Origin of the sequence: Neobacillus rhizosphaerae, assembly GCF_937468385.1 — a bacterium.
GTDB lineage: Bacteria > Bacillota > Bacilli > Bacillales > Cytobacillaceae > Neobacillus > Neobacillus rhizosphaerae.
Genome location: NZ_CALBWS010000034.1, coordinates 1 through 14948, shown reverse-complemented (window position 1 = coordinate 14948; position 14948 = coordinate 1). Strand labels below are relative to the sequence as shown.

Genomic DNA, 14948 nt, shown 5'->3' with positions numbered 1-14948 from the left:
TTAAAATAAATTTGTAGCTAAATTACGTAAATACTTTAAAAGCAGAGATGAGGGGGACTAAATGAAACAAAGAGGATCCCTGCAAAAAACCAAGTTGTTAGCATTAATCCTTTTAGTTTTATGTTTTCAATTTTTAGGGTCGAATAAATTATTGACTGTAACAACTGTTCAAGGAGAAGAATTAAATGGGACTGAACCAAAAGTTATTATTACTTCACCTAAAACTGGTGATATTCTAAACGAGACATCCCTAACGATTTCTGGTACAAATGAGAATTTTACTGCAGGTGCATCAGTGGATCTTTATAATGGAACTGAGAAAATTGGTACAACAAATGAGATAATTGAAAATAACTGGACAATTACGATTGATTTGCCAGAAGGCACTCACGATATTTATGCTAAAGCAACAGACTCTGAAGGAAAAACAGCTGCTACTAGTACCATCAATCTTTCAATTGATACCACTCCCCCAACTATTACGTTTGGAAAACCAGTTGATGGAGCTTTTACTAATTCTTCTTCCATTGAAGGTACAGCAGAACCTAATTCTACCGTACAAATTTGCATGGATTGCACTAAAGATTCTGGAAGTCAAGTGGTTGGAACATGGGTGTCTGTTTCAGCAGACAGTTCTGGAAAATGGGTGTATACAGATGCACTCCTGACCCAAGGAAATCATACTGTTTATGCAAAAGCAATCGACCAAGCAGGCAATACCGGAAGTGTTAACCAAATTACTTTTATTCTGGATACTTTACGTCCGATTGTTTTATCAGAGGTTTATCCATTACAAGACATGACGCAGGTTTCATTAAATACTACTATAAAAGTAAAAGTATCAGATGAAAATGTACTCAAAGAACTGGTAATAAATAGTAGTATCAATCTTTCTACTAATGGTACAAATGTTCCTGGAACAACTGTGTATAATTCTGAAACAAAAGAAATTACCTTTACTCCGGAAAAATCATTAACACCTAATACAAAATATAATGTATTTATAAGTCCCTTGGGCTTGATGGACATAGCCGGCAATATTGCCTTTCCAAAAATATGGTCGTTTACTACTGTCAGTATTCCGTCAGAAACACATCAAAATCCTCATGGCGGTTATGATAATAATGTAAATATTTGTGGGAATTGCCATAGCACACATGAATCACAAAGTCCTAAATTGCTATCCGCAAAAAATGCAACTGAATCTAATCAAAAAGAGAATTTAGCAGTTGATACCTATTGTATGGCTTGCCATGATGGGACTGTTGCACCCATGCCTGAGAATATGCAAAACACACATACCCACAATGCTGCTGTAAACATTGATGGTAAACCAAGCGGAAGTTCATGCGCAAGCTGTCATAATCCGCATTTAGATTGGTCAGAAAAAAATCCTAACTTAACACAAGATCATATCACATATAAGCATTTACCATCTGACCCGGAGGATCCTAATCAGGATAAACCAACAGGGGAGATTAGTAGTAAGGAACAACTTTGTGAGTCCTGTCATGAAACGGATAGTGCTGAAAAAATAGCCAATCCTGCCGTGGAATATCGGGTATTCCAGTATAATAAATCGAATACTGCAATAGGGATATATGAAGATTATGAGCTATGCCTTCGTTGTCATAATCAAGATTTCCAAAAGAAGTATGAGAAAACTCCTGACATTGCAAGTTACTATAATAATTTGACGGAAGAACTTAAGAAACAGTATGAAAAAATCAATGGTCAATCATCCTTCTCAAAGCGGGAGATTTCTGCCGAAGAGAAAAACTTTTCAGGACATATCATTAAGGCTCAAGATGGAAGTCCACTTGCAGGACACATTCCATGTGCAGAGTGTCATGATACTCATGGGTCAAATAACATAAAACATTTAAAAACGAAATTAGGTCATGAAAACCCAACAACTTTTGAGGCAAAAACAGGTGACTGGGATGCTGCTAAAGAACGTGCCTTCTGTGTAACCTGCCACAACGGTAAAACTGCGATATACGGTGTAATAGGTAGTCCGATATACGATGAAACAACTGGATTAGCGGTTGATCCAACAATAACGGATCATAATAAAAATAGTGATAAGGCATGTTCTAAATGTCATAGTGATAGTCAAGATGAAAATAAAGCATTTATCGAGGCAGCACACGGACCTAAAAAAGGTAAAAATTGATAAAAAAGTCGAGAGGAAACCTCTCGATTTTTTTGTTGTGTGAACGCTTTGCTATAGAGGGAACGACAGCTCCTTGTATATTTGCATTTCATTAAACGGAAATATGAGGGCCAATTTTTATCATCTTATTAATTAAGCAATTGCTTGATTCCCTTATTTCTTTCCAGAGAATTTTGCTGAAGGAACCTTTAATTTACTGCTAATATTTTTCTAAATTCCTCAATTTGTTTAATTTTCTCATCCTCATTATCCAAAAGCATACTGCCATATTTCGGCATCATTTCAAAATATCCTTTTTTTGTTGCAGTTACAGCGAATAGATACATTTCCCCCTTTTTAAGTAAAGGAGATTTCTCGTATGTAAGAAGATATAATTTTCCCTTTTCTTTAAAATACCCTCCTTCTTGATTGACCGTAATGTCACCAAGTAGAGCCCCTTTAATATTTTGTGTAATTCTCACTAAAAATTGGGTATTAGGATTTCCAGAGTACTGCTCATTCTCAACTTCCCTAATGACCTCGGCAATAAAAATATTATCAACTGCTTTGGCTAATTTTCGTTTATCTTGATAATCATCCGTAAAAGGATAATGTTTATTAACAATAATGGCTGAATCCTTTGAATCCAATAGTGTCGTAAAATATTTTATGGGGATAATCCCAATTCCTAAAAGAAACAAACCAAGAACGATAGCGATTTTTCTCATGAATACAAAAACTCCCTTCCATTAACGTAGCTGACTTTAATTATATCTCTAAGCTAATGGTATTTTCTGAGTCCATGTGAATCTTTAAGGAACAATAAGTTCATTTCAATTGTAAGTAAAAAAATCGAGAGGAAGGTTTCCTCTCGATTTAATATGCTTCTTTTCCTTATTTGATGCTTTTCAACCACTCACCAAGCCCCTCGATCTTCCTCCACAAATGCAAATGCCTATCTGCGTAAACAATCGCTTCATTTTCATCACCCATGCTGTAATAATCAGGTGGATTGACTGGTAGCCGTTTTTTGCCGGTTAGATATGGGAGTACATACTTGTTTTCTTTTTTTGCTGCCTTCAACATCATTGCAGCTTTCGCCGTAAATCCGTTTTCATGCAGCTCAAGCAAAAGCTTATTGTAGGATACTTGGGTTGATTCCTCATCATACTGCTGCATCAGGTTACGTGCTTTTTTATATTCTCCTCGATCGATGTAAGCCACAACCAAGGTGTCTCGGACACCTTGGTTATCCATTGGATTCAACTCGAGAAGCTCTTCGTATTGCTGGGTTGCCTCGTTGATTTTTCCTAAAAGGTAAAGGGACTCGGCATATTGGAATTTTGCCCGCATGAATGGTCTTGTTTCGAACAAGCCCCAGAAATAGCCCTTATTTTCCTCGAAAAAGGCTTTACCAAGTGCTTGCTCCCCGATATGCATTCCTTTTTCATATAGTAGAACGGCGTCCTCTAGGCTGCTTTCATTTTCAGCAAGAATGACATAGGCATCGACGCAATTGGGATTAAGGCTTAGTGCTTCTTGAGCAAGTTTATAGCGTTTCGGACCTTGTGTCTGCAGGGTTTCAAAGATTATGTTTTGGGCCTGATCTTCATCATGTCTCGATATCTTTTGACTCACTTTTTTATCATTGTTTTTCACAGCTTTAGGTCCCGAAAGAGTTTGCTTCTTTACTGCTTTAACTTCCACTGGTCCGCGTTTATTAGGAAACTCAATCACTGCTGCCTTTTCAAATGGCGGTATGGAAGAAGCGTCATCCACAACATAAAACAACCCAATCAGCTCAGCAATTTCCTGAGATAATACCGATTCCATTTCTGATACGATTGAGGAAACTCCCCCCGAGGAAACACCGTAAGCCAGAGCCAAATCCTTTTGTGTGACCATTTCTCCCAGTGGCACAATGGTAGACAGTAAATAATGGAGGGCGGCGGCATAAAGATTCGGATTTTGAATCCGCTTTTTCTTTTTTTCGCAAAAATTAAACCAAAGGATAATGCCGGTATCTACAATCGGAGGGGGTAACTCAGATTGCAGCTTCGCCTTGACAATATCTGCGACTTCTTTATAAATTGGTTCCGGCCAGTCCATTTCTTCTATTTCCAGCAAACCACCGACCATTGGCAGTTCACTCAACACCTCCATGAAAAAATCAGTTAAATATTCTTGCGGTGTTTCGTAGTCGGCATCGAGACTGCTATCTTTGATATAAGAAAAGGCATGTTCAGGTTTTAAGTCAGGCAAATCAAATGGTGATGGAAAGAAGAGATAATTTTGCTCGTAAGGCACCATTATTCCGATGAAGAAAGAACCCTCTTCAATCGTGACAGTAACATTCGCAACAATGGTATCTATTTGTTCAGAGGTTAAGCCATCCTCAACGGTAAGCTTGTTGTTTTCAGCGCGGATGACTTTTCCGGCAATCACCCTAGCGTCCGTCCATAATTGTAAAATTTGCCTTAGCTTAGGGCGTTTTATTTTTCCAGCTTCCGCCACAATATATTTCTCAATAATCCTTTCTCCGTCATCTAATTCTTCAAAAAGGGTAAACCATATTGCATGGATCAGTTCATAGAATTCGCGTTCCTGTTCATGTTCGATGTCAATGAATTCTTCCAAATCCTCAAAATCCTCTTGGATTTCATTCCCAAAGTGAAAGTAAGCAAATTGAAGAATTTGTTTTTGTAACTCATCAATTTCGTTTTCAATAATTTGGGTGATGGAAATGGCTTCGCTCACTCCGCAGCACTTTTTATATTTTTTCCCACTCCCGCATGGGCAAAGATCATTTCGGTTAATCTTTTCCATCTCACTCCGCTCCTTCTATTTCTCTATTTTGTTAGCTATTCTTCCTAAAGCCTTGTTAAAAGGGGCTCCTTATTAATTATGTAACGAACTGTTGATTGAATATGCTCATTTCAGTATTCTACCTTATTTAATAGTACCATTTTTGACATGTTGGTATATAAAAATACTATTTAAATAAGTGGCATTTTGGAGTAGTTTGAGCCTATTTCCCTTCAGACTTTGTATTTTGAGCGGTTATCACGCTATAATGGTTAAGGAACTGAATAGACCTTTTCAGAATAACCTACCAAATAGGACGTAATTTTTATTTTTTATAGAGGTGACGAAAATGGAATTAGCAGAAATTCGGAATGAACTTGAAAAAACAGCTAAGAAATTAGTGGACTTTAGGGGGTCTCTTTGACCTTGAGAACAAGGAAGCAAGAATCGCTGAGCTAGACGATGTTATGCTCCAGCCTGATTTTTGGAACGATCAGCAAACAGCACAAACGGTCATTAGCGAGGCCAATGGCTTAAAGGATCAGGTGAATGAGTTCAATGAATTAAATGACTCATTTGAAAATCTGGAATTGACCTATGAGTTGGTGAAAGAAGAAAATGATGAAGAATTACGGGTGGAGCTTGAAGCAGAGCTTCAGCAGTTAACCAGCCGTTTGAGTCAATTTGAACTGCAGCTTCTCTTGAGTGAGGAGTACGATAAAAATAATGCGATTTTGGAGCTTCATCCGGGTGCAGGCGGAACGGAATCACAGGACTGGGGCTCGATGCTGCTCCGGATGTATACCCGCTGGGCTGAAAAAAAGGGTTTTAAGGTAGAGACGCTGGATTACCTGCCTGGTGATGAAGCGGGAATTAAGAGTGTAACGCTTGCCATCAAAGGCCATAATGCCTACGGTTACCTAAAGGCAGAAAAAGGGGTTCACCGGCTTGTAAGGATTTCGCCGTTTGACTCCTCAGGCCGGCGCCACACTTCGTTCGTATCCTGTGAAGTGATGCCTGAATTGAATGACGATATCCAAATTGAAGTTCGGACAGAGGATTTAAAAATTGATACGTACCGCGCGACTGGTGCCGGAGGTCAGCATATCAACACCACGGATTCGGCGATTCGGATTACCCACCTGCCAACTGGTGTGGTTGTTACATGTCAAGCAGAACGTTCGCAAATTAAAAACCGCGAGGCTGCGCTGAAAATGCTAAAAGCCAAGCTTTATCAATTGGAAATTGAGCGGCAGGAACAAGAGCTTTTGGAAATTCGCGGCGAGCAGAAGGAAATTGGTTGGGGAAGCCAAATCCGCTCCTACGTTTTTCATCCGTATTCAATGGTTAAAGACCATCGGACGAATACCGAAAGCGGAAATGTTCAGGCTGTTATGGACGGGGATTTAGATCAGTTTATTAATGCTTATCTGCGTTCGAGAATATCATAAATAGTTATTGACCAAAGCATTCGAGTTCAATAATTTACCTAAAAGGCCTTTGTCGACCATTTCGGCAAAGGCTTTTCTTATGATGTTTAGGACTATTCTTGGAATTTTCGGAAAATCACTTCCTTCTAAGTGAAAATTATCCTTTTTCGAATCTCTTATGAAAACCACTTTATTAGCAAATGCTAATGAAAATTTTAATCCTTTATCACGTCAATTTAATGCCGTTTACACGATATTTAAGCCATGCTATACTCACTTTCGGTTACTAGAAAAAATGATTGTGGAATGCATTATAGAGAGGAATATCGGTATGAATATTTTAAGCAATCTTACACAAACATATCCAAAAATGAGAATCGTTATAGATTACCTTTTTGTGCTAATTGGATCAGTCATCATTGCCATGGCATTTAACGTTTTTTTATTGCCAAACCAAGTGGCTTCGGGTGGTGTAAGCGGAATTAGTACGATTTTAAAAACAGTACTTGGCTGGGAGCCTGCCTATGTTCAATGGGCGTTTAATATTCCATTATTTATCGCTGGCGTCATTTTATTAGGAAAACAATTTGGTGCGAAAACACTTGCCGGGACCATTTTTCTGCCATTGGTTGTTATTTTAACAAAAAATTTTGAGCCATGGACGCATGACGCTTTACTCGGGGCTTTGTTCGGTGGAATTGGTGTTGGGCTTGGACTTGGGATTGTGTTTAGGGGAAAAGCATCAACTGGGGGGACTGACCTAGCCGCTCAAATCATCAATAAATATACAGGCTTTACACTTGGCAGATGTGTCGTCATGATCGATGGATTAATCGTCCTTACCGCCGCCATTGTCTTTGACATTGAAAAAGGTTTGTATGCCCTGATTGCTTTATATGTGACAAGCAAAACGATTGATTTGGTTCAGGTGGGGTTTGGGCGGTCAAAAATGGCGATGATTATTACCAGTAAACAAGAAGAAGTTCGCGAAGGAATATTGAATAAAATTGACCGTGGTGTGACAAAACTATCAGCATATGGTGGTTTTACAGACCATGAGCGGCCAGTTCTGATGTGCGTGGTTGATCAAACGGAGTTCACAAAATTGAAACAATTGGTCGAAACCCTTGATCCATCTGCATTTGTAGTCGTTATGGACGCGGCTGAGGTTTTAGGTGAGGGTTTCAAACGCGCGTAGTCTTGGTATAATAGTACATTGATGGTATTATTTTCTGAAGGGGGTAGTAATGATGAAGAAAAAGTTACTAACATTGTTGTTGGGGACGTCCCTTGTAATGGGTCTTGCTGCCTGTGGTGGCGGTACTAGTGACAAAGGTACTGATACGGCAAGCGGTGGAGATGCAGCAAAGATTTACGATCAAAAATGCTCTGGCTGTCATGGCGGAGATTTAAAGGGTGGCATGGGTCCGAACTTGACAAAGATTGGATCAACGCTGTCGAAGGATGAAATTTTGAATACGATTAAAAATGGTAAAGGTGCAATGCCGAAAAATGTTATTCAAGGCGATGACGCTAACAAAGTTGCTGACTGGCTTGCAGCTAAAAAGTAGAAATAATTAAAAACAAAAACGTTCTGCACATCGCAGAACGTTTTTTATTATTCAAAAGATAGAGAATCCTGTCAGCTTTTGTATTGTTTGAAAAGAAACTGTAATATATTTTCCGCTTTTATTAGCGATTTATGATGTTATAATAAAACTATGCGAAATTATGCACATATTTTTTGTTATTTTGGTCCATTTTGCAAATAAATAAAGATTTGTGTCGAATCCACGATTCGAACTATCTTTTAATAAAGGTGATATGAATGATAGAGATGCAAGAAGTATATAAAAAGTACCCGAATGGTGTGACTGCCATTAATGGGATAGATGTCAAAATTAACCAGGGAGAATTTGTTTATGTCGTTGGTCCGAGTGGTGCTGGGAAATCGACATTCATCAAAATGATGTATCGTGAGGAAGTACCGACTACTGGAACGATCACAATGAATGGCGTGAATCTTGCCAAATTAAAGATGAAAAAGGTTCCGCTTTTCAGAAGAAATCTTGGCGTCGTCTTTCAGGACTTTAAGCTGCTTCCGACCTTGACTGTCTATGAAAACGTGGCCTTTGCGCTAGAAGTAATTGAAGCACAGCCTAAGTACATTCGAAAACGGGTTATGGAGGTTCTCGACTTAGTTAACTTAAAGCATAAAATAAAAATGCTTCCAACGGAGCTTTCCGGCGGTGAGCAACAGCGTGTGTCCATTGCCCGCTCAATAGTCAACTCACCGAAGGTTGTGATTGCGGACGAGCCTACCGGTAACCTTGACCCTGAGACTTCCTGGGAAATCATGAACATTTTTGAAGAAATTAATACAAGAGGAACAACGATTGTTATGGCTACTCATAACAGAGAGATTGTCAATACATTGAAGCATCGCGTTATCGCTATTGAAGGCGGCAGGATTGCGCGCGATGAACAAAGAGGTGATTACGGTTATGAAAATTAGAACAATTGGCCGTCACACTCGAGAAAGTTTAAAGAGTATTAGGCGTAATGGCTGGATGACGTTTGCATCTGTTAGTGCTGTTACTGTTACACTTATTTTAGTCGGTGTCTTTTTCGTAATTATGATGAATCTTAACAGAGTGGCACAAACCATTGAAGATGATGTGCAAATTCGCGTACACATCGATGTTGCTGCGAGCAAACAAGATCAGCAATCATTAAGAAGTCAGATTGAAAGATTTCCGGAAGTGAAAAGTGTTACATTTTCACCAAAAAAGAAAGAACTAGATAATTTAGTGAATAGTCTTGGTGAGGATGGTAAGGCATTTAAACTTTTTGAACAGGATAATCCGCTAAACGACGTATTTGTCGTAAAAACGAAAAAGCCAACCGATACGATGGTAGTTGCTAAAAAAGTTGAAAAGCTAAATTACGTATCAAAGGTTAGATATGGACAAGGCAAGGTTGAAAAATTATTTAAGTTTATTAAGGCGAGCCGCGACGTCGGAGTCGTCCTCATTATCGGCTTGTTCTTTACAGCGATTTTCTTAATTTCTAATACGATTAAAATTACGATAATTGCAAGACGAAGAGAAATTAAGATTATGAGATTAGTAGGAGCGACAAATAACTTTATTCGCTGGCCGTTCTTTTTGGAAGGTTTATGGCTTGGGATTCTTGGTGCGATTTTACCAATTATCCTGATTTCGATTGCCTACTACCGTGCCTATGATTATATTGGTCCAAAGCTTGATGGTACGTTTATCAAAGTGCTGCCATTTGACCCATTTGTTTATCAGGTTTCCGGCATTCTAATTTTAATGGGAGCCTTGATTGGAGTATGGGGCAGCGTGATGTCTGTAAGGAAATTCTTAAAGGTGTAATTTTTTGTCAGGAGGGGCTGACTGTCATGTCCTTCCTGGTTTAATAAAATCATAATGCTACCTAAATATAATAAAGTTCGATTTACATAGATTAAACGACGTTTTACCTAAACATAGAGATAGATGGAGGGGAGTAATTGGAAATGAAGAAAACAGTTATTACGCTTGCCATGGCAGTGACGGTTGGTCTGGGGACTATTTTTGGAGCGATTCCTACAAAAATAGAGGCCGCATCAATCTCAAAACTAAAAGATGAACAAAATAAAGTACACGAGCAGCGCTCTGATATAAAATCAGATATTAATCAAGCAAACGATAAAATTAGTAATCTTCAAGGTCAGCAGGCAGATGTGAAAAGTGAAATGAAGCGGCTTGATTTTGCGATTGGTGATGCGACGGCAAAAATTGATGATAAAACAGCTAAAATTGGAGAGACAAAAACTCAGATTGCAAAGCTTGAGGAAGAAACAAAAATCCTCAAGGAGCGAATTGCGAAGCGTAATTTGCTGTTAAAGGACCGTGCCCGAAGCTATCAGGAAACGGGTGGTATGGTCAATTACTTGGATGTGTTAATGGGGTCAACCAGCTTTAGCGATTTTATTGACCGCGCGAATGCTGTAGCAACGATTATGGAGGCTGACCAGGATATTATAAAGCTGCATGAAGCAGATAAAACCGAGCTTGAGAAGAAACAAACTCAAGTTGAAAAGGACTTGGCCAGCTTGAAAAAAATGCTGGCAGACTTGGAAAGTATGAATCAGCGTTTGTCTGCCCAAAAAGCTGAAAAGGATAAACTATTAGGAAGTCTAAAAAGTCAAGAAAATGAAATCCATGAAGGTATGATGGATTTAAAAGAGCAGGAACAAATTCTCGGATCTCAAGAGGCAGCGATTCAAAAGGCCATCAAGCTGGAGCAAGAGGCACAAGCTAGAGCTGCGGCAGAGGCTGCAGAGGCGGCCAAAAATAACTCAACCAACGGTGGAAGTAGTGGCGGAAGTGGCGGCAGTTCCGGAGCAACACCAGGAGTTTCAAGTGGTTTCTGGACCCAGCCAGCTCAAGGTCACCGCAGTTCCGGTTTCGGCGGCCGCAGTGACGGTATGCACTATGGAGTAGACATTGCCAATAGGACGAAGGTACCGATTTTGGCTGCTGCTGACGGTGTCGTCATTAAATCCTATTATTCTAGCAGTTATGGAAACTGTATCTTTATTTCCCACTCCTACAATGGACAGGTTTTTACAACTGTTTATGCCCATATGAGTTCTCGCATGGTTGGCGATGGGGCAGTGGTGAAAAAAGGTCAGCAGATTGGTGTCATGGGTAATACCGGCGCTTCAGAAGGCCAACATTTACATTTTGAACTTCATAATGGTCCGTGGACACAGGATAAGCATAATGCCATCAATCCTGCCGGTATTGTACCGCTACCTTAATTAGAATGAGGAGAAGCCTGAGAGCTTCTTCTTTTTTTTGCTGTCATTCACTCATAACTCGTCCATTCCTCACATATAAGTTAATAATTGGGCAGGAATTCGGTGCCTAACTATTAAAATAGTTATGACAGGCATTTTTAACTTGAGGAGGATTCTGGATGAATCGAAAATGGATTGCCCTGTTGATGACGGGCTCGCTTTTATTCGGAGTAGGGGGCACCTATGCTGGAATGCAGTTTTTAGAGAAAAAAGAAGGAAGTATGCAGCAGGAGCAAACGCTGACCCCAAAAGATCCTACAGTAAATTCTGAAACCAATACAAAAGATCTTGAAAAAGTCGAGCAGGCCTATGATTACATTTTAAGCCGCTATGTGGAAAAAGTGGACGAGGATAAACTAGTGGAAGGTGCGATTCAAGGAATGCTATCCGTGTTAAAGGATCCTTACTCAGTTTATATGGACAAGGAAACGGCCAAGCAATTCACCCAAACCTTGGAATCATCCTTTGAAGGCATTGGTGCCGAGGTCGGGATGGTCGATGGAAAAATTGTCATCGTGTCGCCATTTAAAAATTCTCCTGCTGAGAAAGCAGGCATTAAGCCTAATGACCAGATTTTGAAGGTTGACGGTAAAAGTGTTGAAGGGCTTGACCTCAATAAAGCTACATTAAAAATTCGCGGAAAAAAAGGCACGTTGGTAACTTTAGAGATTGCCCGAAAAGGTCTGAAGGAACCACTCTCTATTGATGTAAAGCGCGATGAAATTCCGCTTGAGACAGTCCATTCTTCCATTAAGAAGCATGATGGCAAAAAAATAGGCTATATTGAATTAACTTCCTTCTCTCAAGATACTGCTGCTGATTTTAAAAAGGATTTAAAGGCGCTAGAAAACGACCGTATAAAAGGGCTAATCATTGATGTGCGCGGGAACCCAGGCGGACTGCTGGACAGTGTCGGAGAGATTTTAAAGGAATTTATCCCGAAGGATAAGCCATATTTTCAAATCGAGCAGCGGAACGGGAAAAAAAGTCGTTATTTTTCCACTATTTCCGAGAAAAAGGATTATCCCGTGCTTGTCCTGGTGAACAAAGGCAGTGCCTCCGCTTCGGAAATTTTAGCTGGCTCACTGCAAGAGGCAGCAGGATACCAACTCGTCGGGGAAACGACATTTGGTAAAGGAACCGTTCAGCAGGCGGTCCCAATGGGGGATGGAAGCAATATTAAATTAACCCTATTTAAATGGCTGACCCCAGATGGAAATTGGATTCATAAAAAAGGGATTAAACCGGATGTTGCCGTCAAACAGCCAGCAATATTCGCAACCCACCCTATTCAAGTAGAGAAGCCGTTAGTCGAAGACATGAACAATGAGCAGATCAAGAATGCCCAAGAAATTTTAGCCGGTCTGGGCTTTGAACCTGGCCGGTCTGACGGATATTTTAGCGACAAAACCACGATTGCCGTTAAAGGCTTCCAGCAGGAATATAATTTGCAGCCGACTGGAAAAATTGATGCCAAAACTGCTTCCAAGCTCGAATCGGCCGCGATTAAGGAAATGAAAAAAGAAAAGAATGATCTTCAGCTGCAAACGGCGTTGAAGTTGATTACGAAATAAAAGTGCAGGGGCTTCGGCCTCTGTTTTTTTGCCTTTAAATGTGTTCGATTTCTCTTTTGATATGCTGTTTGGCGGAATTATCGGGAATTTCCGCGGAAATAGTAGTTGGTTTGGCAAATTAAGCGATAATTTCGCGGAATTCCAACAAAAGTTGGCGGAATCCGCGCTTTTACTTCACAGAACAACAAATTACCAAAGTCCCATCTCATTCACCTCAAAATTAAATTGTTACGATATTTTTGTGTTTTTCTAAAAACTAGCAATATGTTTTATGACTGCAATTTGGTAAAATAATCTTTAGGGGAATTTTACATAATAAATTAATAGAAATTTTAATAGAGGCAGGTGGCAGGAAATGGTACAAATATGGCTTGTGGAGCTTCTTAAAGGGACAGGCAAGTTATTTCTTCATCCTGTTTTATACTATCTTGTTTTCCTTTCAGGGATTTTAGGAGTTATGAGGGTAAAACGTGAGCGGAAAAATTTTCATATTCGAGCGCATGATGCTTATTTCGAACTCCGGCAGTTATTTCCGTCTGGACTTCTTATTGGGCTTATACTTTCCATTATTGTTGTTGCAACAGGTATCGCCGTTCCTTTCGCTGCCATTCTTCTTATTGCAGGATTTACCTTATTGTGGTCACTGACGACAAATGTCCGATGGATGTCGCCGGCCTATACGATTGGGGCAGCCTTTTTTACCATCATTTTAATCGCTGAAAATAATTGGTCAATCCCACTCTTTTCGAAATCATTTCATTCGATTGGTGACAAGGTTTACCCTTCTGTTGTCGTGTTTATCGGGCTTTTGTTAATTGCTGAAGGACTCCTAATTGTTAAAAATGGAAGCAAAGGAACCTCTCCTAAACTCGCAAAAAGCAAGCGTGGTCAAAGTGTTGGTGTCCACGAAGTGAAGCGCCTCTGGATGCTGCCTCTTTTCATGCTTATTCCTGGAGACGCGCTCCAGCTTCCATTTGATTGGTGGCCGGTTTTCCATTTGGGAGCAAAAGAGTACTCACTCATACTTGTACCTTTTGCAATTGGTTTTCATCAGCAAATCAAAGGGATGCTTCCTAAAGATGCGATCCAGCTTCACGGCCGGCAGGTGATGGTGCTAGGGGGATTCATCACACTTCTCTCAGTAGTGGGGTATTGGTATCCGCTCATCTCGATCGTAACAACTGCGCTTGCTGTAATTGGCCGCGAATCTTTAACATTAATTGCGTCTCTAAGGGACGAAAATAAACCATTTTATTTTTCAAGAAAAAATCAAGGCTTGATGATTATCGGTATTATCCCGGAATCACCTGCAAGTAAAATGGGGCTGCAAGTGGGTGAAATTATCGCAAAAACCAATGGAGTATTGGTCCGTGATGAAAAAACCCTTTACGAGGCATTACAAAAAAATCGCGCCCATTGCAAGCTTGATGTCCTCGATACAAATGGTGAGATCCGCTTCGTTCAACGTGCCCTTTATGAAGGCGATCACCACGAGCTAGGGATATTATTTGTTCCGGATGAACGGAAGTATGATGAGAAAATCGGGTAGTTGTAAAACACCAAAATAAGGTCATAAAAATCAGTTGTTGTAGTGATAAATGTGGTCATAAATCACATTTACACAATTACCTTAATCTAATAAATTATATTTTGTTAAACAAATTAAAAAAGACATTGGTATTTCTATATCCAATGCCTTTTTCATTTAGTTTATATTACAGATTAGAGTGCTTTTTTATATATAAGAACTTGTTTTGGTTTACTATCTATATGAAAACATATTCTCTTAATGCATCCTTTCTTGAAAAAGAAATATTTCGCCTAATAGGAGAGAATACCATAAAAAACTATCATGAGCCTCAACTCCCAACCCTACCATGGAAATTAATTTAGAGAACAAGCCGTAGTCACCTAATAAAGGCGGTGAGAGCAGAGCTAGACTTCACATCTTTCGTCTAGTGAAATGGGTATTTCACTTTAACTGGTTAAAGTAATTCATTTTTGCGGCGCTCCGCCCCTTTTCCACAGAAAACTCATATGGTGACTCGTTCCTCGTCACCACCATCTAAAATGAAAATGATTCCGACCCACGTTTAGTTTAGCTCCTCATTAGA

The 14948-nt window shown here is 39.7% G+C and carries 11 protein-coding genes; 9 read left to right on the top strand and 2 right to left on the bottom strand.

What is annotated here, in order from left to right:
* The first annotated feature begins 61 nt into the window (after positions 1 to 61).
* Positions 62 to 2176 carry an Ig-like domain-containing protein gene (locus tag M5A78_RS20285; protein ID WP_248737098.1) on the top strand — a complete coding sequence of 705 codons (2115 nt, stop codon included), beginning with the start codon at positions 62 to 64 and terminating at the stop codon, positions 2174 to 2176.
* A gap of 188 nt (positions 2177 to 2364) precedes the next feature.
* Here the strand turns inward: M5A78_RS20285 and M5A78_RS20280 are convergent, their stop codons facing one another.
* Both M5A78_RS20280 and M5A78_RS20275 read right to left on the bottom strand, forming a co-directional pair.
* The gene (locus M5A78_RS20280; RefSeq protein ID WP_248737097.1) at positions 2365 to 2883 is read right to left on the bottom strand and encodes a hypothetical protein; all 519 of its coding nucleotides are present in this window, start codon (positions 2881 to 2883) and stop codon (positions 2365 to 2367) included.
* A gap of 166 nt (positions 2884 to 3049) precedes the next feature.
* Positions 3050 to 4981, bottom strand: coding sequence for an SEC-C metal-binding domain-containing protein (locus tag M5A78_RS20275; protein WP_248737096.1), 1932 nt, complete (start codon positions 4979 to 4981; stop codon positions 3050 to 3052).
* A 328-nt stretch (positions 4982 to 5309) separates the two neighbouring features.
* Here M5A78_RS20275 and prfB point away from each other — a divergent pair.
* The 8 genes from prfB to M5A78_RS20235 all read left to right on the top strand — a co-directional run bounded on the left by prfB (position 5310) and on the right by M5A78_RS20235 (position 14383).
* Positions 5310 to 6411 (top strand): peptide chain release factor 2 gene (prfB, locus tag M5A78_RS20270; protein WP_248737095.1). Its coding sequence is split into 2 segments (ribosomal slippage): positions 5310 to 5381 and positions 5383 to 6411, totalling 1101 coding nucleotides; the frame shifts between segments, so codons are not numbered across the junction.
* A 310-nt stretch (positions 6412 to 6721) separates the two neighbouring features.
* Positions 6722 to 7588 carry a YitT family protein gene (locus M5A78_RS20265; protein WP_248737094.1) on the top strand — a complete coding sequence of 289 codons (867 nt, stop codon included), beginning with the start codon at positions 6722 to 6724 and terminating at the stop codon, positions 7586 to 7588.
* Between the two features lie 49 nt (positions 7589 to 7637).
* Entirely contained in the window at positions 7638 to 7961 is a 324-nt protein-coding gene (gene cccB, locus M5A78_RS20260) for a cytochrome c551 (RefSeq protein ID WP_406603726.1), read from the top strand.
* A gap of 257 nt (positions 7962 to 8218) precedes the next feature.
* A complete protein-coding gene (gene ftsE / locus M5A78_RS20255) occupies positions 8219 to 8905 on the top strand; it encodes a cell division ATP-binding protein FtsE (RefSeq protein ID WP_248737093.1) in 687 nt (228 codons plus the stop codon).
* On the top strand, positions 8895 to 9788 hold the full coding sequence (gene ftsX / locus M5A78_RS20250) for a permease-like cell division protein FtsX (protein WP_248737092.1): 894 nt from the start codon (positions 8895 to 8897) through the stop codon (positions 9786 to 9788). The genes ftsE and ftsX overlap by 11 nt, the downstream gene beginning before the upstream one ends.
* A 143-nt stretch (positions 9789 to 9931) precedes the next feature.
* Positions 9932 to 11221 carry a murein hydrolase activator EnvC family protein gene (locus tag M5A78_RS20245; RefSeq protein WP_248737091.1) on the top strand — a complete coding sequence of 430 codons (1290 nt, stop codon included), beginning with the start codon at positions 9932 to 9934 and terminating at the stop codon, positions 11219 to 11221.
* 158 nt (positions 11222 to 11379) lie between these two features.
* Positions 11380 to 12834 (top strand): S41 family peptidase, encoded by a 1455-nt coding sequence (locus tag M5A78_RS20240; protein ID WP_248737090.1) that lies wholly within the window; start codon positions 11380 to 11382, stop codon positions 12832 to 12834.
* Positions 12835 to 13189: 355 nt separating this feature from the next.
* Entirely contained in the window at positions 13190 to 14383 is a 1194-nt protein-coding gene (locus M5A78_RS20235; RefSeq protein ID WP_248737089.1) for a PDZ domain-containing protein, read from the top strand.
* The last annotated feature ends 565 nt before the right edge of the window (positions 14384 to 14948 follow it).

What these genes read in the sequence shown, in the direction of transcription:
- M5A78_RS20285 (WP_248737098.1), top strand. Translation starts at nt 62, where the DNA reads ATGAAACAAAGAGGATCCCTGCAAAAAACCAAGTTGTTAGCATTAATC.
- M5A78_RS20280 (WP_248737097.1), bottom strand. Translation starts at nt 2,883, where the DNA reads ATGAGAAAAATCGCTATCGTTCTTGGTTTGTTTCTTTTAGGAATTGGG.
- M5A78_RS20275 (WP_248737096.1), bottom strand. Translation starts at nt 4,981, where the DNA reads ATGGAAAAGATTAACCGAAATGATCTTTGCCCATGCGGGAGTGGGAAA.
- M5A78_RS20265 (WP_248737094.1), top strand. Translation starts at nt 6,722, where the DNA reads ATGAATATTTTAAGCAATCTTACACAAACATATCCAAAAATGAGAATC.
- cccB (WP_406603726.1), top strand. Translation starts at nt 7,638, where the DNA reads ATGATGAAGAAAAAGTTACTAACATTGTTGTTGGGGACGTCCCTTGTA.
- ftsE (WP_248737093.1), top strand. Translation starts at nt 8,219, where the DNA reads ATGATAGAGATGCAAGAAGTATATAAAAAGTACCCGAATGGTGTGACT.
- ftsX (WP_248737092.1), top strand. Translation starts at nt 8,895, where the DNA reads ATGAAAATTAGAACAATTGGCCGTCACACTCGAGAAAGTTTAAAGAGT.
- M5A78_RS20245 (WP_248737091.1), top strand. Translation starts at nt 9,932, where the DNA reads ATGAAGAAAACAGTTATTACGCTTGCCATGGCAGTGACGGTTGGTCTG.
- M5A78_RS20240 (WP_248737090.1), top strand. Translation starts at nt 11,380, where the DNA reads ATGAATCGAAAATGGATTGCCCTGTTGATGACGGGCTCGCTTTTATTC.
- M5A78_RS20235 (WP_248737089.1), top strand. Translation starts at nt 13,190, where the DNA reads ATGGTACAAATATGGCTTGTGGAGCTTCTTAAAGGGACAGGCAAGTTA.